The organism is Halorubellus amylolyticus (genome assembly GCF_034808145.1).
GTDB lineage: Archaea > Halobacteriota > Halobacteria > Halobacteriales > Natrialbaceae > Halorubellus.
The window spans coordinates 736,876-753,373 of the sequence record NZ_JAXHGM010000001.1; the positions used below are offsets into that span (position 1 = coordinate 736,876).

Here is a 16,498-nt window from a genome sequence, read left to right on the forward strand (position 1 = left end):
GGCCGTCCGCTCCTCGACGTAACGTCCGAGGAGCTCGCAGCCACCGGAGAGCGGCCGTCAGTCAGCAGCCGCGCTCTCGCTCGCGGTCGCCGCGTTCGGGTCCTGCACCCACAGGTCGCCGAAGAGTTCGTCCTGCTGGAGGCGGACCGTCCCGCGGTGACTCATGAACAGGACCGCGAGGAACGTCTGCACGCGCGACCCGTACGCCGCCGCGACCTCGCGGAACAGGACCTCGTCGCGACCCGCGTCGTAGTGCTCGCGTACCGTCGCCTCCACGTCCTCGATGACGGACTCGATGTCCTCCTCGTGCGTCGTCCCCGTCACGTCCGCCTCCGTCGGCTCGTCGTCCACGCGGAAGTCGTCCGCCGACCGATAGTCGAGCGTCTGCTCGCCGCGCCCGTACCCCGACGGCGAATCGCTCGTATCGTACTCGCGCTGGCGCTTCCACCACGACCCCCGCTCGGCCTCGCGGAGCTCGCGCACCAGCTCGTCGAGCGTCTCCGGCGTCCCCCGCGCGTGCTTGCGGTCCAACCGCCGCTCCATCTCGTCCTCCAACGCCGCGACCGGATCGAAGTCGCCCGGCCGCTCGCCGCCCTCCGTGCCGCCCTCCGGTCCCTCGGCGAACGGCTCCTCCCACGGCTCCAGCTCGTCCTCCTCGTCGTCGTCGCTCCCGTGCAGGAGCTCGTCGCCCTTCATCCGAACGAGCACGCTCGCGTAGAACAACGCCCGCCCCGACGACCGCAGGTCCGCGTCGTCCAGCGCATCCAGGAACTCCTCGGTCACCCTGACGACGTCGATGTCCCACGGGTCGATCTCGCCGTTCTCCGCGAGCGTCACCAGGACCTCCACCGGCTCGACCTCGTCGTCGTCGCCGTCGACCATCGCGTCCTCGTCCGGCAGCACCTCGTCCATCGTCTCCGCGGTCGCGTCCGCCGCGTCGGCGGCGTCCGCGTACGGATCCGCGTCACCGTCGCCACCCGACTCCGCGCCCTCGCCGCCGTCGTCGCTACCGAACGGGTCGTCCGCGTCACCCGGGCGCTCGCGGTCCTCGTGGCCCGCGATGTCGAGCATCGACGCCGGATCGCTCCCACCGTCAGCGCGCGGCGTCTCCTCGGCCGCCTCGCCGTCGCCGCCGTCAGTCATCCGCCGGCACCCCCTCGCCGCCCGCCAGGTCGATGCCCGTCACCGCCGAGACGTTGTCGTCCTGCATCGTCACGCCGATCGCGCGCTCCGAGCGGTCGAGCATCGCCGACCGATGCGACACGACGACGAACTGCGCGTCGCCCGCGAGCTCGTCCACCATCTGCCCCACGCGCTCCGCGTTCGCCGCGTCCAGGAACGCGTCCACCTCGTCGAGCGCGTAGAACGGCGCCGGATTGTGCCGCTGGATCGCGAAGATGAACGCCAACGCCGTCAACGACTTCTCCCCGCCACTCATCGCATCCAGCCGCTGGATGGGCTTGTCGCCCGGCTGCGCCTTCATCGTCAACCCACCCTCGAACGGGTCCGCCTCGTCCTCCAGATGCAGCGTCCCCGTCCCGTTCGACAACCGCTCGAAGATGTCCGTGAACTGCTCGTTGATCGCCTCGTACGCGTCCATGAACGTCTGCTTCTTCTGCGCCTCGTAGGAGTCGATGCGGTCGCGAATCCCGTCTCGTTCCTCGACGAGCGTCTCCTTCCCCGACAACAACTCCTCGAGCGCGTCCCTCACCTCGTCGTACTCGTCGATAGCGAGCTGGTTCACCGGCTCCATCGCCGCCATGTCCCCCTCGAAGCACTCCACCATCTCCACCACCGCATCGTGGTCCGGGACGTCCTCCGGGTCGTACTCGCCGACCTCCGCCTCCAGGCTCTCGACCTCCCACTCCAGGTCCTCGCGCTCCGCCTCGAGACTCTCGACCGTCGACTCGACCGCGTCCACCTGCTGCTGTTGCTCGTCCCTTGCCTGTCGCGCCGCCTTCGCCGCCTCGCGGACCGACTCGCGCTCGGCCTTCAGGTCCTCCAGCTCGTCCTCGAGCTCCAGGACCTTCCGGCGCTTCTCCTCGAGGACCGCCTCCTTCTCCTCGATGTCGCCCTCGAGCTCCGCGATGCGGTCCTCGTGCTCGGCCTTGCGGTCCTGGGCGTCCTCGATGTCGTCGTGGAGGTCCTCGATGGCGTCCTCCGCGTACTCCTTCTGCAAGGTCAGGTCGTTCAACGACCCGTCGATGTCGCTCACGCGACCCTCGATGTCGTCGATCTCCGCCTCGACCGCCTCCATCTCCGCCGTCAACTCGGGGACGCGCGAATCCGCGAGCTCGCCCTCGAGCTCGTCGATGTCCTCCTCGATGTCCGCGATCTCCGCCTGCTTCTCGCCGACCGCGGCCTCTATCTCCTGCATCTCCGCGTCCACGTCCTCGCGCTCGCCCTCGAGCTCGGCCTTCCGGCCCTCCAGGCGCTCGACGCGCTCCCGCGTCGACTCGACCTCCGCCTCGACCGCGTCGATGTCGGTCTGGACGTCACGGACCGCATCGGTCGCGTCCGCCTTCCGGTCGCGTGCATCGTCTAAGCGGTCGTCGATGTCCCGGAGCTCCTCGCGGAGGTCCTCGCGCTGCTCCTGGAGATCGGTTATCTGCTCGGCGACGCGCTCCAGCTCGCCGCGCCCGGACTTCGCGAACGAGTACCGCGACCCCGACGACGACCCGCCAGTCATCGCCCCGGACTTCTCGACGAGGTCGCCGTCGAGCGTCACGAGCCGATAGTCGCCCTGGAGGTCCCGCGCCGTCTCCAGGTCCTCCACGACGAGCGTGTCACCGACGACGTAACTGAAGATACCCGTGTACTCGTCGGCGAAGTCGAGGAGGTTGTACGCGAAGTCCACCACGCCCGGCAGGTCCGGGGGACTCGACAGCGACCGGTCGTGCATGTCCGTCATCGGGAGGAACGTCGCGCGGCCCGCGTTCCGCGACTTCAGGTGGTCGATGCACTGCTGGCCGACGACGTCGTCGTCCACCACCACGTTCGCCATCCGCCCGCCCGCAGCGGTCTCACAGGCCTGCGCGTACTGCCCGCCGACGCTCCCGAGCTGCGCGACCGTCCCGTGCACGCCGTCGATCCCCGAGTTCAGGATGGTCGTCACCGACCGCCCGTACGACGAATCGCCCGATGCCTCCGCGTTCGCCTCCAGCTCCGCGTACTCCTGTTGCTTGCGCTGGAGCTCGTCCTCCACGTCCTCGATGTCGCTCTGGGTCGCCTGCTTCTCTCGCTTCAGGTCGTCGACGACGCCCTCGATCGAGAGCGCGTTCTTGCGTGCCTTCTCCAGCTCGTCTTGGAGGTCCTCGCGCTCGGCCTCCAGTTCCGGAATCTCCGCCTCGGCCGCCTCGACGTCGTCCTCGACCTCGGCGATCTCGTTCGACCGCCGCCGCGCCTCGTCCAGCAACCGGTCCTGCTCGCGCTGCAGCTCGTTCTTCTCGTCCCGAGCCGCCTCCAACGCCTCCTTGCGGTCCTGGAGCTCACCCTTGAGCTCGTCGTACTCCGTGTCTATCGCGTCGATCTCCGCCTGCAGGTCCGCGAGCTCCGCGCGCTTGTCCTGGACGTCCGCCATCAACGACGACTTCTCGACCTTGCACTCCTTGATCTCGTCCTCGAGCGCCTCGATCTCCTCCTGCTTCTTGTCCACCTGCACGAACGCCTGCCGGCGGTCCGCCTCCGCCGACTCGATCGCGTCCTCGCTCGACGACACCTTCTCCTCCAGGAGCTCGATGTCGTTCTGGATGGCGTTGATGTCGCTCTTTATCTGGAGCTGCTCGTCCTCGCCCTTCCGCTCTATCTCGCGGTTCAACTCCTCGAGGTCGTCCTCGAGACGCAGCACCTTCCCCTGGCGCTCGTCGAGCTCGCGCTCCAGGTCCTCGAGCGCCGCTTGCTTCCGGTCGATGCGGCCCTCGACGTCCGCGAGCGCCTCGCGTTTGTCCTCTAACTCCGCGGCCTTCAGGTAGCCCTCGTACTCCTCCTTCTCGCGGCGCAGCCGCCGATACCGTAGCGCCTCGCGACGCTCGTCGGCGAGCTGGTCGAGGCGGTCGTGCTTGTCGTCGATACGGATCTCCGCCTCCTCGATGCGCTCCTTGACCGTCTCCAGCTCCTCCAGGGCGTCCGCCTTCTTCGCGTCGAACTCCGCGACGCCCGCGATCTCGTCGATGATCTCGCGGCGGGCGTACGGCGTCATGTTGATGATCTCCGTCACGTCGCCCTGCATGACGACGTTGTACCCCTCCGGCGCGACGCCGGCCTGCGCGAGGAGGTCCTGGATGTCCGAGAGGTTCACCGAGCGCCCGTTCAGGTAGTAGTACGAGTAGTAGTTGTCCTCGGTCTGCTTGACGCGTCGCTTCACCGAAATCTCGCCGACGTCGCCGACGTCGTCGGTACCGGCGGCGTTCTCGACCTGCGAGCGCGACAGGCGCCCCTCGTCGTTCGCGAGCACGACCTCGACGATCGCCTCCTTCGGGCCGCTGCCGGCGTCGCCGTCGGCGTGCCCGGGGTTGTAGATGAGGTCGGTGAGTTTCTCCGCGCGAATCCCTCGCGTCCGAGCGAGGCCGAGCGCGAACAGGACGGCGTCGATGATGTTCGACTTCCCGCTCCCGTTCGGGCCGGTGACGACCGTGAAATCCTCGTAGAAGGGGATCCGGGTCTTCCGCCCGAAGCTCTTGAAGTTCTCGAGGACGAGTTCCTTGATGTGCATTGTTAGTCCGAATCCACCGCGGGGATGCCGGCGTCAGGCGACGATGATGTCGTCGCCGACGTCCGAATCCTCCGAATCGTCGCCCGTTTCGCCCTCGGTGGGCTTGTCTCCTTCGACTGCTTCCTTCGTCGCTTCGGCGACGTCCTCCTGGCCGGCTTCGGGCGTGACGATCTCGGTGTCGGTCGCCTCGCTCTCGGGGATGTCGCCGCGGGCGGTGGTCTGCGCGGCGCTCTCGTCGGCGCCGAGGTCGACGTTCGGGTCGGCGTCCTCGACGACGGTCTGGGGGTCGGCGTCGAGTTCGGCTTCGAGGATGCGCACGCGCTCTTTGGTCTCTACGAGTTCCTCGGTGAGGCCGCGGACGGTGGACTCGAGCTCCGCCACGGTGGCCTCGAGTTCCTCAACCCGGTTCGTTGGCATACAGGATACGCGCGGGCGGAGTCTCTTAATGGTACGCAAGACAAATGTATCATTCCTGTAATGTGCTGGCGGGTGGTCGGCTGGTGGCGCGAGACGCGAGTTCCCGGCCAGTACTGGGGGACGATACCACACCACTCGACTGCACGTTTATAAGCCATCGTCCGGGGTCGCGTGCCTCCTCCGCGTCGACGACGACGCGACCGTCCCGGCACCGGGCCGCGCCGGCTAGAACAGCCCGGCGGCCTCGACGGTCTCGCGGTAGCACTGGAGGTAGGACTCGAGGACGACGTCGTGGTCGTACTCGTCGAACGCCGGGTCGTAGTCGAGGCGTTCCAGGTCGGCGGCGTCGCGGATGGCGTCCGCGAGCTCCTGTTCGCTCGTCGTCCGGAACGCCCGGTCGCGGTCCCCGCCGGGTTTCAGGTAGTGCTCGACGAGTTCGTGCGCGCTCGAGTTCGCGTGGTACTCGACGATGCCGACGCACCCGCTCGCGAGCGCCCACAGGAACTCCGTCGGGAACAGGCACTCGTCGGCGGTCTGCGCGAACACGTGCGCGCCCCGGTAGACCGCGATGCGCTCCTCCCGCGTGCACTCGCCGAGCCACGTGATGCGGTCGTCGATGCGGAGGTCGCGAGCCTGCCGTTCGTACCGCGCTCGCGCCGGGCCGTCGCCGACGACCGTCGCGGTCCAGTCGGTCTGACGGAGTTCCGCGAGCGCGAGCAGGAGCGACTCGAGGTTCGCCCCGTCGTCAAGCCGGCGCGCGTACACCACGTCGCCGACGCGGTCCGGTTCGGTCGCCCGGACGCGGTCGACGCTCACGCTGTTCGGGACGACCTCGACCGCGTCCGCCGCGAGGTCGACGTGCTCGCGGACCGCCGTCTCGACGAGCGCGGACGGCACGAGGACGCGGTCGGCCTTCGAGAGCGCCTTCCGCTCGGTCCGACCGTACCCGTCGACGTCCCCGTACCAGTCCGTCACGAGCGGCGCGCGCGCCATCCGCGCACCCTTCTTCGCGGCCGGAACCTGGCACGCCGGCGTCCCGGCGGCGTGCACGACGTCGGGACTGCGGCGCGGGATGCGCGTGGTGAGCGCCCAGCGGAACGACCGCTCGGCTGTCACGTCGTCCACGACCGCCTCGTACGTCACGTCGTTCTCCGTCCACGTCTCGTCGCCGCTCGTCCACCACTTCCCGCAGAGGACGACGACGTCGTGCCCGCGCGCAGCGAGACGCTCCGCGACCCCGCGGACCCGGGAGTTCGCCTCGGACCCACGATGAAAAGCGGTCTCCAACGCGACGAACACGACGCGCATACCCACAACCGACACAGGACGGGTATTAAACGAATCGGCTCCGTGACGGCCACCTCACCGTTCGGTGCGCCGAGACCGCCGTCGACGCGACCGAACGACCACGGCAGCGCGAACGACGACAGCTGACGACCACGGCACGTACCAACGGCGACAGCGGACCGCGAGGGGCGAGCAACCGGCGGCGAGGGGTCAGGTTCATGCCCGACGACGACGAACGGACGACAGATGCGGCTCGACGACTACATCGACGGCCTGGAGCCCGACGAGGACGCCAGACGCCGGCGGCTCGCGAAGGAGAAGTCCTACGAGGTGACGGAGTACCTGGAGGACTTCGAGCGCGCGTTCGAGGAGTCGGTGCAGGGCGGGGACCTGTTCGGGTCGACGTCGCCGTCCGTGTTCGTCGGCCGGTCGGGCTACCCCGACGTGTCCACGGGCCTGCTGTCGCCGGTCGCGGGCGACGTCGACCCGGAGAGCCTCGTGACGGACGCGTCCTGGTACGGCGCGGTCGGCATCGACGACGTCGTCCAACGCCGGAGTTCGCTCCTCAACTCGAACCGGCGCGCCGACGTCCGTGACGCCGGGACGTTCGACGGTTCCGAGAGCGTCCACGACGCCTGGAGCGGGTTCCTCGGCACGCAACGCGAGGTCGCGATCGCTGGCGACCCCGTCGACGTCGAGATCGGCCTGGACGGGACGCCCGAGCTGGACCTCGACGGCGGCGAGATCAGCGCGCCGCGGGGGCCGCGAGCGCGAGCGAACCGCGCCGAGCTCGCGGAGAACCCGTACGTCCCGCGGCCCGTGAAGAAGACGCTGGAGGACGACGACTGGCGGGCCCAGGGCGCGATGACGTACCTCTACCGGCGCGGGTTCGACGTCTACGAGATCAACAACATCCTGTCGGCGGGCGCGCTCGGTCGCGGCGAGAACCGGCGGCTCGTGCCGACGCGGTGGTCGATCACGGCGGTCGACGACACGGTCGGTCAGTACCTCCGCGGCCAGCTCCGCGGCACCCAGAGCGTCGACCAGGTGGAGGTGCACGAGAACGAGTTCATGGGGAACCGCTACTGGGTGGTGCTCGCGCCCGGCAAGTGGGAGTTCGAGCTCGTCGAGATGAAGGCCCCCGGGAGCATCTGGAATCAGGGCGGCGGCGAGGTCTGGATGGGTGCCGCGAGCGAGGGCTTCGAGGGCCGGAGCGGGTACGTCGGCGAGACCGCGGGCGCGTACTACGCGAGCCGGCTCGGCGTCCTCGAGCACCTCGTGGAGCGCGGCCGGCAGGCGAAGTGCCTCGTGCTCCGCGAGGTCAGCGACGACTACTGGGCGCCGGTCGGCGTCTGGCAGGTCCGCGAGAGCGTGCGGAACGCGTTCGACGACGAACCCGGCGAAGCCGAGGACTTCGCGACCGCCGTCCGCGCCATCGAACCGCACCTCCCGGTGTCGACGAACCGCCTCCGCCGGAAGTCGAGCATGGTCTCGGGCCTCCAGTCGTCGCTCGCGGACTGGGCGTGACGGCGTCGACCGGACGGGAGTCGGTGACTCCCGCCGGACGGTAATCGAGGAGTCCAACCGGCCGAGAGTCGAGCGACCGACCCGGCGATTCTTGACGTCCCCGAGCGAACCGACCTAGCATGCCCGCGTTCTCGCTCCCGCTCCAGGTGCCCGGCGTGAACGAACTCATCGTCATCGGATTCATCCTGCTGCCGCTCGTGGTCCTCGCGGTCATCGGGTACGTGCTCGTCCGACGCATCGTCGCGCTCCCGGACCCGAGTCGCGTGACCGACCTCGAACGCGAGGTCGACGCGCTCCGCGAACGCGTCGAGGAACTCGAAGACGAGCGCTGACCGACGACGCGGCCCCGAGTGGCGGTCAGTCCTCGACCGCGAGGACCTCGCCGTCGAGGTTCGCCATCGCCGCCTCGACGTACTCGCCGGTCTCGTCCACGATCGCCTGCCAGTCGTCGGTATCGGGCGCGATGCCGACGAGGCGCGCGATCTTCATGATGGAGACGTGGTAGACGTGCTGGACGCCGGGTTCGTCCTGCCAGACGACGACGTTACACGGGAACAGCCCGCCCATGTCCTTCGTGACGTCCAGCGCCTTGTCCGCGACCCCGGGGTTGCACGCGCCGAGGACGTAGTACGGGTCGCGGCCGGCGTCCACCTTCTCGTTCAGCATGTCGCTCGGCGAGAACTCGGTCGCGACGCCGAACCCGGCGTCGACGAACGCCTCGCGGACGTGCTCGACGGCGTCCTCGTGGTCCATCTCCAGCACCGCGCGCTTCGTACCGACGTCCGACTCGCTGACCGCTTCCGGGTCGATTGGGAGTGTCATCACTCTCCTCTCGGCGCTCGCGGCTGAAAAGCGTACGGCGAGTTGGGCACGACGGTCGCGCAACCGCCAGCTGTCTTCGCGCCCGTGCCCGACGAGCGCTCAGACTGGGATGGGGAGCCACCGGAGCCACCCGAGGACGGTGTCGGTGGCGATGATCGGGTCGTGGATGACGAGCCAGTCGAGCAGGACGAGCCCGGCGCCGTGCGCAACGACGCTCGGGAGCAGCGAGTTCGACTTGTAGTCGATCGCGCCGAACAGGACGTCCGTCGGCCCGGAGAGCAGTATCTCGATCGGTGGTTTCGTCGCGTGATGGACGGCGTACACGACCGGGCTGATGAACGCGGCCTTGATACCGAAGCGTTCGCCGACGCCGACGCAGAGCAGCCCGCGGTAGTACGTCTCCACCGCGAGCACGAGCGCGAACTGCTTCGCGGCGTGGACCGCGAACGCGCCCGGGTCACGGAGCTCGGCCGCGGTCCCCCACATCGGGTAGAACTCCCGAATCGAGGGGAGCGAGGAACCGACGAGGTAGAACGGGAGGACGAACAGCGCGAGCAAGGCGGCGTTCCGGACCGCGCGCCGGTCGACGCGGTACCCGATGTCGCGGCCGTGCGTCGCGGCGAGCGCCATCGGACCGACGAAGAAGATGAGGCCGTCCACGACGATGCGGCGGTCCAGGCCCGCGGGCGAGTACCGCATCCAGAGGACGGTGAGGACGAACCCCCAGACGAGGGACTTCGCGGTCCAGGACAGGTCCCGCCAGCCGTCGCGGACGCGACCGAGCGCCGCTGCGGTCCGCGTGCTCATGCGGCGAACGCAGACCCGGTGGTGTCGGCGGTCGCGGTCGCGGCTCCCGTCGACGTCACCCGGACCACGGTCCCGGAGTCACTCGGTCGCGACCGGGCCGTCGCCGACGACGTCTTGGACGGCGTCGACGAACGACTGGCGCGTGTCGAAGTACGTCGTGTCGTCCTCGTCGAGTACGTCCGCGAGCGTCCGCGGGCCCTCCGGCGTCCGGATCTCGCTGTCGCCCTCGAGTTCGAGGACCCGACTCTTCTGCTGGGGGTACTTGAGTCGCGACGCGACGCGTGCGACCGGGGCGCCCTCGACGGACGCACCCGAGCCGAGTTCGACGGCGGGCTCGTCTTCCGCTTCCTCGTCGTCTGCCATGCTCGGCGCTTTGCGAGCGCCGCGATTCAACCTTTCGCTTCAAGCGGGCGTCGAGCGACCGCGGCGACGCGACCGCCGGGGACGTCCGACACCGGCGGCTGCCGATTGTCTGACGCACCCTTTTGTCGGAGGCGCTCCAACGCGGACGCATGACGAGTCTCGCGGACGTGTACGAGGACAACGTCGGAGAGGTGGGGAGCGTCCGCCGACTGTACGCCGGAACCGGCCTGTTCGTCGTCGGCGTCGTCCTGACGCTCGCGGGCATCGTCGCCGGCGGGACGAACGTCCTCGCGACGGTCGGCGTGGACGTCCTCGGCGCGCGGAAGATCGCGGGCGTCCTCGGCGGCGTCGGTTTCCCGGCCGTCCTCCTCGGCGTGTTCACGGTGCTGCCGGCGAGCAACCGCGTGCGTGGCGCGGCGGCAATCGGCGCGAGCATCTGCGTGCTCGGCGTCGCGCTGTTCTGGTACGCGTACCCGACGTACTGGGTGACGTCGACCGCCGCCGACACCGACCTGACGCTCGTCGTCGCCGCGGTCTACGTGTTCGGCGCGTTCACGAGCATCTGGACGCTGTTCACGGCGGTCGTGAACTTCAAGACGCGGAACGACCCCGGTGGCACCATCGAACTCCGCATCACGCAGGAGGGCGAGACGCGCGTCGTCGAGGTCGACGAGGAGACCGCCGAGGCGGTCCGCGAGGGCGAGCGGTCCGCGGCGGACCTCGGCGGCGGCGTCGGGATGCTCGGCCGGCAGCCGGACGGGAACGTCGAGACGCAGACCGCGGATCCATCGTCGTCGTCCGCGTCGACGAGCGCGAACGACGGCGGGACTGCGGGGCGACCGAGCCAGCGGCAGGCGCGGCGCTCGAAGCGCGCCGGTGCCGGCGACGCGAGCGCCACCGGCGGGCATCCGGCGGCGAGCGACGGCGGCGCGACCACGCAGGACATCTCCTCGCCGCTCGACGACCACGCCGGCGACGGCTACGACGCCGAGGTCCTCGAGGACGAACCGACCGAGTCCGCGTCGACGAACCACGCCGACCGCTACTGCGGGAACTGCGAGCACTTCGACTACGTCCAGACGAACCAGGGCATCCAGCCGTACTGCGGGTACCACGACGAACAGATGGACGACATGGAGGCCTGCGACGCCTGGCAGCCGAACAACTGAAGCTGGCCCGCTGACGACCCGCCGCTTACGTGCCGTCGGCGGTCTCGTTCTCGCACACGGCGGCGAGCGTCTCGACCATCCGCTCGTGGTGGCCGCCCTTCCAGAAGCACTGCCCGCAGTCGCGACACCGCCAGACTCGCTCGTCGCCGGGGTCGGGCGCGTAGGCGGGCGTCGCGCCGGTCTCGTCGACCCGGTCGAGGACGCCGTTGCAGCGCCCGCAGCGTTCGAGCTCGTCGGTCGGTTCGAGGGGAACGCCCGCGGCGGCGAGTTCGCGTAGCTGGTCGACGGGCTCGCGTTCGCGGAGGAGGACGCTCTCGGTCGCGCCGGCGAGGTCGCGGTCGCGGGTGACGACGACGCGGTCCTCGTCGCGAGCGAGCGCCGCGATGGCGTCGTCGGCCTCGACGCCGCGGTCGAGGGCGTACGCGGCGTCGTGCCCGCAGACGCGGAGGTACGCGCGGACGCCGCCGCACATCGCGTCGAGGAGTAGCTTCATCCCCGTCAGTGGAGGAACTCGCGGAGCGCGCGCTCGTCGTAGGTGTTCAGGACGTCGTCGGGTTCCGCCCAGCCGCGGCGGGCGGTATGGACACCGTACGTCACGTTCCCGTACGTCCCGGGGCGATGCGAGTCCGTGTTGATGGAGACGGTCGCGCCCGCGTCGACCGCGGCCTGCACCGCGCTCCCGGAGAGGTCGAGGCGACTCGGGGTCGCGTTCACCTCCAGCGCGACCCCCTCGTCGGCGGCGACCGCGGCGAGCCGGTTCGCGTCGACGCCCAGTCCCTCGCGCTGGTTCAGGAGTCGCCCCGTCGGGTGCCCGAGGACGTCGACAGCGGGGTGTTCCATCGCCGTACAGAGCCGGTCGGTCGCCTCGTCACCCGGCTGGTCCAGTGCGCTGTGGGGCGACGCGACCACGACGTCGAGCGCGTCGAGGACGTCGTCCGCGACCGACACCGAGCCGTCGGCCGCGACGTTCGCCTCCACGCCCGAGAACGCCGTGACGCCGTTGACGTCGTCGTCGACCGCCGCGACCGTCTCCGCGAGGTCCAGGAGGTCGTCGTCGGGGACGCCCATCCCGCCGACGACGCCCGGCCCGGTCGCGTGGTCGGTGATGGCGACGTACTCGTGCCCGAACGCCTTCGCGGCCTCGACCATCTCGCGGACCGAGTTCGCGCCGTCGCTCGCGTCCGTGTGCGTGTGGAGGTCACCGCGGACGTCCGCCGCCGCGACGAGTGTCGGGAGGTCGTCGTCGATGGCGGCCCGGACCTCGCCGCGGCCCTCGCGGAGCTCCGGCGGGACGAGCGGCAGGTCCAGTGCCGCGTACATCGACGCCTCCGTGTCGCCACCGATCCGTTCGCCGACGCGCTGGCCGTCCTCGGCGTCGTCGACCTCGCTGACGTCGAACGCGCCGTACTCGTTGAGCTTCACGCTGCGCTCGATGGCGTAGTTCCGCAACGTGACGTTGTGGTCCTTGCTCCCCGTGAAGTACTGGAGCGCGCTCCCGAACTCCTCGGGGACGACGACGCGCAGGTCGATACGCATCCCGTCCAACCGCAGCGACGCCTTCTGCTCGCCGGCCTCGATGACCGCGTCCGCCGGCTCCCACGCGGCGAACGCGTCCACGACCGCCTGCCCGTCCGCGCTCGCCGCGAGCACGTCGACGTCCCCGATGGTCGCGCGCCATCGACGCGTCGACCCCGCGACCTCGGCTGCCTCGACCGCGTCGTGCTCGCTCACGAACGCGCGGACGCGCTCCGCGACCGGGCGCGCCTCGCCGAGGAGCTCGCGCTCGCCGGCCTGGCGCGCGAACGGGATGGCGTCGAGGATGTTCGCCTCGGTCTTCGCACCGAACCCCTTCACGTCCTGGACCCGGCCGTCCTCGGCCGCCGCCTCGAGCTCGTCGAGGTCCGTCACGCCGAGCTCGTCGTAGAGCGTCCCGATCGTCTTCGGGCCGACGCCCTCCACGCGCAGCAGGGCATCGAGGTCGACGGGGTACCGCTCGCGTAACGCCTCGACCTCCTCGATGGCGCCCGTCTCGTGGTACTCGACTATCTTCGAGGAGATGGCGTCCCCGACGTCGTCGAGCGCCTGCAGGGCGTCCTCGCCGTCCTCGGCGAGCGCCTCGAGCGACCCCGGGTACTCGCGGAGGCTCTCGACGGCGCGCCGGTACACGTTCGGTTTGTACTCCACGCCGTCCATCTCCAGGAGGTTCGCGTACGCTTCCAGTTCGTCGCCGACGTCGTGCTTGAGTGCCATCGTATCAGTCTCCGTGTCAGAGCCCGGTTCGCGGGCCGTCCTCGTCGTGGCCGAGCGCCTGCTGGAGGAAGTTCATCCAGCGCTTCCGGTCGGCCGCCGTCTTCGCCTGGGCTTCGCGCTCCAGGTCCGTCGGCCCGAGGTTCTCCAGCGCGTTCAGCGCGCGGTCCAGGCCGATGATCGCGCCGACGAGCGCCTCGCCATCCTCGAACGACAGGTCGGGGTCGTCCTCGAGGCGTTGCTTGCGCTGGAGGCGCTCGCGCCGCAGGTTCCGTTTCGCGTCCTGCACGCGCTCGCGGTCCTCGGGCGCGACGCCGTCGACGCGCTTCATCTCGAACACGAACGACTGGAGCTCCAGGGGCTCGCCCTGGACCGTGATGGTCTCGGGGATGTCCGCGCCGACCGTCGCGCTCTCGCGCTCGATGCGCTCCAGGAGTTGCTTCCGCTCGTACGACTTCACGGTCGACGCTCGGACCGCCATCGTCAAAACGCTGCGGGTCCCCCACCGCCCGTTGCCGTCGTTCCTGCCGCCGTCGCCGCGCACGGCCGCCGCGAGTCGGGCGCTATCGGTCGTCGACGACGACGACGACGCGGAGGTCGTTCACGTTCGTGCCCGTCGCCCCCGACCGCAGTCGGCCGCCGACAGGAACTCTGGTCCCGGAGGCGTCGCCCGCCGTCGCGCGCTCGAATCGCTCGAAGAACCCGCTCGCGTCGTTCCGCGCGAGCGCGTCTCGCGCCTCGCGACGCAGGTCCGGGTCGGCGAGCGCGTCGGCCGCGAGGACCGCGCCGGCGTGGTCGGTGCTTCCGTCTCGGCCGTCGGTATCGACCGCGGCGACCGCCGCTTCGACGGCCGGCGGTAGCTCGGGCCCCGCCGCGAGGTCGAGCGCGGCGCCGAGCACGAACTCCTGGTTCGGGCCACCGTCGCCGTCGCCGGACACCGTCACGGTCGTCTCGCCCGCCGACACGAGCACCGCCGGCGTCGCCACCGGTTCCCCTGCGGACGCGACCTCGCGACCGACCGCGGCGTGGAAGCGCCCGCACTCGCGGGACTCGCCCGTCACCGTCGAGGACAGCACCGTCGGCTCGTACCCGCTCGAGGCGGCCGCGTCGACCGCGCCCGCGACCGCCGTGCGCGCCGACGCGACGACGTGGAATCCCGCGTCGCCGACGCCGGTCTCGCGGAACGCCTCGTGGTCGACGCTCGGCGTCTCCGCGGCGCCCTCCGAGCCGTCACCGGCCGCACCCGCTTCGAGGTGCGCGCGGACCACGGGCGCGTCCACGTCGTACCGGTCCAGGACGGCGAGCGCGTCCGCGAACGTCGACGCGTCCGGCGCCGTCGGCCCGCTCCCGACGACCGCCGGGTCGTCGCCGACGACGTCCGACACCGCGACCGTCACCACGCGAGCCGGCGCCGCCGCGACCGCCAACCGCCCGCCCTTCACGGTCGAGACGTGCTTCCGGACCGCGTTCACCTCGTCGATGGCCGCCCCGGCGTCGAGGAGCACGCTCGTCACGCCCTGGAGCGCGTCCAGCCCGACCGGCTCGACGGGCGCGGCGAGCAACGCCGACGCCCCACCCGTCACCGCCACGAGCACGAGCGTTCGCTCGTCCGCGTCCGCGACCCGTTCGCGGACCTCGCGCGCCGCCGCCGCACCGCGCTCGCTCGGGACCGGATGGTCGCCGACGCGCACCGCCACCGGTCCCATCGCCAGTCCGGCGGTCGGCTCGTCGACGATGACCAGGCCATCGTCGACGCGGCCGTCGAGCACGTCCACGAGCGCCGCGGCGACCCGGTCACAGCCCTTCCCCGCACCGACGACCACGACGTTGTCGACGCCAGCGAGCGCGTACCGCTCCCCGCACACGACGAGCGCGTCGTCGTCGACCACCACCGCGTCGCGAGTCGCTCGCCCCGGGTCCGCGCGCTCGACACCCGCCGCGAGCGCGGCGACCGCCGTCTCGACGACGCCCGACCCCACGCTCTCACCACCGGGGCACCCGGCATCACCGTCACCGCCGAGGACGTCGAACACGACTCACGCGAACAACCGACGCGCCAGCCCGAACACCCTGTCACGCAAGCGCTTCGGGACGAACCGCACGAGCCCCGAGTACTTCGCGACCGGGCCGACCGGATACCGCGGCGCCGGATCCGTCGCGCTCGCCGCGTTCACGATCGCGTCAGCGACCATCGCCGGCGATATCGACGCCGGCCCGAACCCGCCCATCGACGCCGCATCGTCGTACAGTTCGTAGATGTCCTCGTACGCGCCCGAGCGCGACGTCGCCTCGAGCTCCTGGTCCGCGCGATCGTAGAACGACGACTCGACCGGCCCCGGCGCAACCACGGCCACGTCCACGCCGTACTCCTCGACCTCCGCGCGGAGCGCATCGCTCATCGACTCGACCGCCGCCTTCGACGCCGCGTACGCCCCCGACCCCGGGAGCGACAGCTCGCCGACGACGCTCGACACGTTCACTATCGTCCCGTCCCCGGCCTCGCGCATGTGCGGGAGCGCCGCGCGAACGAGCCGATGCGGCCCGAACGCGTTCACGTCGAACTGGCGTTCCATCGCCGCCGTCGACACGTCCTCGAGCGGCCCGAACTGCGCGAACCCCGCGTTGTTCACGACGCAATCGATGCGTCCCTGCTCGTCGACGACGCGTTCGACGACCGCCGCCACCTGCTCGTCGTCGGTCACGTCCAACTCGACGGTACGGCAACCCGCGTCCGCCAGCTCGGCCACGTCGTCGGGCTCTCGCGCCGACGCGTACACCACCCAGTCCTCCGCGAGGAACGCGAGGGCCGTCGCCCGCCCGATACCCGAGGACGCACCCGTCACGAGGCAGACGTCCTTGTGCCGGGTCTCCCCACCCGTATCGTCCTCGACAGCGACCGCCGACTCGTCCGCGTCAGTCATATCCCGGCGTTCGCCCGGCGGGTACGTAAGTGTCACCGGTCCAGCCGTCGCGGCGACGGCTCGCGACCCAAGTGACGGCCCGGGACTCAAGTACGGGAACGCGGCCACGGTCGTCGTCACCATCGGCTCGGCGCGCGTCGGTCCAGGCGGGAGCGCGACCCGCCGGCGCGCACGGACGACACGGGTCGCCTGTCAGCCCCCACCAGTCACGCAACTGTCGGTTCACC

General features: G+C 70.6%; 15 protein-coding genes. 3 read left to right on the plus strand and 12 right to left on the minus strand.

The annotated features are described in order from the left end of the window. Positions 1–57: 57 nt before the first annotated feature. From SM754_RS03705 to SM754_RS03720, 4 genes are all read right to left on the minus strand, one after another. Positions 58–1,143: a segregation/condensation protein A gene (locus SM754_RS03705; RefSeq protein ID WP_323674861.1), complete on the minus strand. Its 1,086-nt coding sequence runs from the start codon at positions 1,141–1,143 to the stop codon at positions 58–60. Next, positions 1,136–4,711: a chromosome segregation protein SMC gene (gene smc, locus SM754_RS03710; RefSeq protein WP_323674862.1), complete on the minus strand. Its 3,576-nt coding sequence runs from the start codon at positions 4,709–4,711 to the stop codon at positions 1,136–1,138. Before smc ends, SM754_RS03705 begins: the two co-directional genes overlap by 8 nt. Positions 4,712–4,744: 33 nt before the next feature. Beyond that, the gene (locus SM754_RS03715) at positions 4,745–5,128 is read right to left on the minus strand and encodes a DUF7518 family protein (protein WP_323675258.1); all 384 of its coding nucleotides are present in this window, start codon (positions 5,126–5,128) and stop codon (positions 4,745–4,747) included. Positions 5,129–5,353: 225 nt separating this feature from the next. Further along, entirely contained in the window at positions 5,354–6,436 is a 1,083-nt protein-coding gene (locus tag SM754_RS03720; RefSeq protein WP_323674863.1) for a glycosyltransferase family 4 protein, read from the minus strand. Positions 6,437–6,661: 225 nt separating this feature from the next. Here SM754_RS03720 and nreA point away from each other — a divergent pair, with 225 nt between their 5' ends. After that, positions 6,662–7,942 carry a DNA repair protein NreA gene (nreA, locus tag SM754_RS03725; protein WP_323674864.1) on the plus strand — a complete coding sequence of 427 codons (1,281 nt, stop codon included), beginning with the start codon at positions 6,662–6,664 and terminating at the stop codon, positions 7,940–7,942. A gap of 119 nt (positions 7,943–8,061) precedes the next feature. Further along, positions 8,062–8,274, plus strand: a complete 213-nt coding sequence (locus tag SM754_RS03730) for a hypothetical protein (RefSeq protein WP_323674865.1) — start codon at positions 8,062–8,064, stop codon at positions 8,272–8,274. 25 nt (positions 8,275–8,299) lie between these two features. On the opposite strand, the gene SM754_RS03735 is transcribed toward SM754_RS03730, so the two are convergent. From SM754_RS03735 to SM754_RS03745, 3 genes are all read right to left on the minus strand, one after another. Beyond that, entirely contained in the window at positions 8,300–8,764 is a 465-nt protein-coding gene (locus tag SM754_RS03735) for a DUF302 domain-containing protein (protein WP_323674866.1), read from the minus strand. A gap of 99 nt (positions 8,765–8,863) precedes the next feature. After that, on the minus strand, positions 8,864–9,571 hold the full coding sequence (locus tag SM754_RS03740; RefSeq protein WP_323674867.1) for a CPBP family glutamic-type intramembrane protease: 708 nt from the start codon (positions 9,569–9,571) through the stop codon (positions 8,864–8,866). A gap of 78 nt (positions 9,572–9,649) precedes the next feature. Then, the gene (locus SM754_RS03745; protein WP_323674868.1) at positions 9,650–9,934 is read right to left on the minus strand and encodes a DUF5789 family protein; all 285 of its coding nucleotides are present in this window, start codon (positions 9,932–9,934) and stop codon (positions 9,650–9,652) included. A gap of 149 nt (positions 9,935–10,083) precedes the next feature. Between SM754_RS03745 and SM754_RS03750 the strand changes: the two genes are divergently transcribed. After that, positions 10,084–11,103, plus strand: coding sequence for a cell division protein CdpA domain-containing protein (locus SM754_RS03750; protein WP_323674869.1), 1,020 nt, complete (start codon positions 10,084–10,086; stop codon positions 11,101–11,103). A 25-nt stretch (positions 11,104–11,128) separates the two neighbouring features. On the opposite strand, the gene SM754_RS03755 is transcribed toward SM754_RS03750, so the two are convergent. The 5 genes from SM754_RS03755 to SM754_RS03775 all read right to left on the minus strand — a co-directional run bounded on the left by SM754_RS03755 (position 11,129) and on the right by SM754_RS03775 (position 16,271). After that, positions 11,129–11,596 (minus strand): DUF5615 family PIN-like protein, encoded by a 468-nt coding sequence (locus tag SM754_RS03755; protein WP_323674870.1) that lies wholly within the window; start codon positions 11,594–11,596, stop codon positions 11,129–11,131. 5 nt (positions 11,597–11,601) lie between these two features. Next, on the minus strand, positions 11,602–13,353 hold the full coding sequence (polX, locus tag SM754_RS03760) for a DNA polymerase/3'-5' exonuclease PolX (protein ID WP_323674871.1): 1,752 nt from the start codon (positions 13,351–13,353) through the stop codon (positions 11,602–11,604). Positions 13,354–13,369: 16 nt separating this feature from the next. After that, positions 13,370–13,810, minus strand: a complete 441-nt coding sequence (locus tag SM754_RS03765) for a DUF5788 family protein (RefSeq protein WP_323674872.1) — start codon at positions 13,808–13,810, stop codon at positions 13,370–13,372. Between the two features lie 103 nt (positions 13,811–13,913). Further along, positions 13,914–15,383, minus strand: coding sequence for a glycerate kinase type-2 family protein (locus SM754_RS03770; protein ID WP_323674873.1), 1,470 nt, complete (start codon positions 15,381–15,383; stop codon positions 13,914–13,916). 3 nt (positions 15,384–15,386) lie between these two features. Next, positions 15,387–16,271 (minus strand): SDR family oxidoreductase, encoded by an 885-nt coding sequence (locus SM754_RS03775; RefSeq protein WP_323674874.1) that lies wholly within the window; start codon positions 16,269–16,271, stop codon positions 15,387–15,389. Positions 16,272–16,498 lie beyond the last annotated feature (227 nt).

Coding starts and splice junctions, on each gene's coding strand:
- SM754_RS03705 (WP_323674861.1), bottom strand. CDS start 1,143: ATGACTGACGGCGGCGACGGCGAGGCGGCCGAGGAGACGCCGCGCGCT.
- smc (WP_323674862.1), bottom strand. CDS start 4,711: ATGCACATCAAGGAACTCGTCCTCGAGAACTTCAAGAGCTTCGGGCGG.
- SM754_RS03715 (WP_323675258.1), bottom strand. CDS start 5,128: ATGCCAACGAACCGGGTTGAGGAACTCGAGGCCACCGTGGCGGAGCTC.
- SM754_RS03720 (WP_323674863.1), bottom strand. CDS start 6,436: ATGCGCGTCGTGTTCGTCGCGTTGGAGACCGCTTTTCATCGTGGGTCC.
- nreA (WP_323674864.1), top strand. CDS start 6,662: ATGCGGCTCGACGACTACATCGACGGCCTGGAGCCCGACGAGGACGCC.
- SM754_RS03730 (WP_323674865.1), top strand. CDS start 8,062: ATGCCCGCGTTCTCGCTCCCGCTCCAGGTGCCCGGCGTGAACGAACTC.
- SM754_RS03735 (WP_323674866.1), bottom strand. CDS start 8,764: ATGACACTCCCAATCGACCCGGAAGCGGTCAGCGAGTCGGACGTCGGT.
- SM754_RS03740 (WP_323674867.1), bottom strand. CDS start 9,571: ATGAGCACGCGGACCGCAGCGGCGCTCGGTCGCGTCCGCGACGGCTGG.
- SM754_RS03745 (WP_323674868.1), bottom strand. CDS start 9,934: ATGGCAGACGACGAGGAAGCGGAAGACGAGCCCGCCGTCGAACTCGGC.
- SM754_RS03750 (WP_323674869.1), top strand. CDS start 10,084: ATGACGAGTCTCGCGGACGTGTACGAGGACAACGTCGGAGAGGTGGGG.
- SM754_RS03755 (WP_323674870.1), bottom strand. CDS start 11,596: ATGAAGCTACTCCTCGACGCGATGTGCGGCGGCGTCCGCGCGTACCTC.
- polX (WP_323674871.1), bottom strand. CDS start 13,353: ATGGCACTCAAGCACGACGTCGGCGACGAACTGGAAGCGTACGCGAAC.
- SM754_RS03775 (WP_323674874.1), bottom strand. CDS start 16,271: ATGACTGACGCGGACGAGTCGGCGGTCGCTGTCGAGGACGATACGGGT.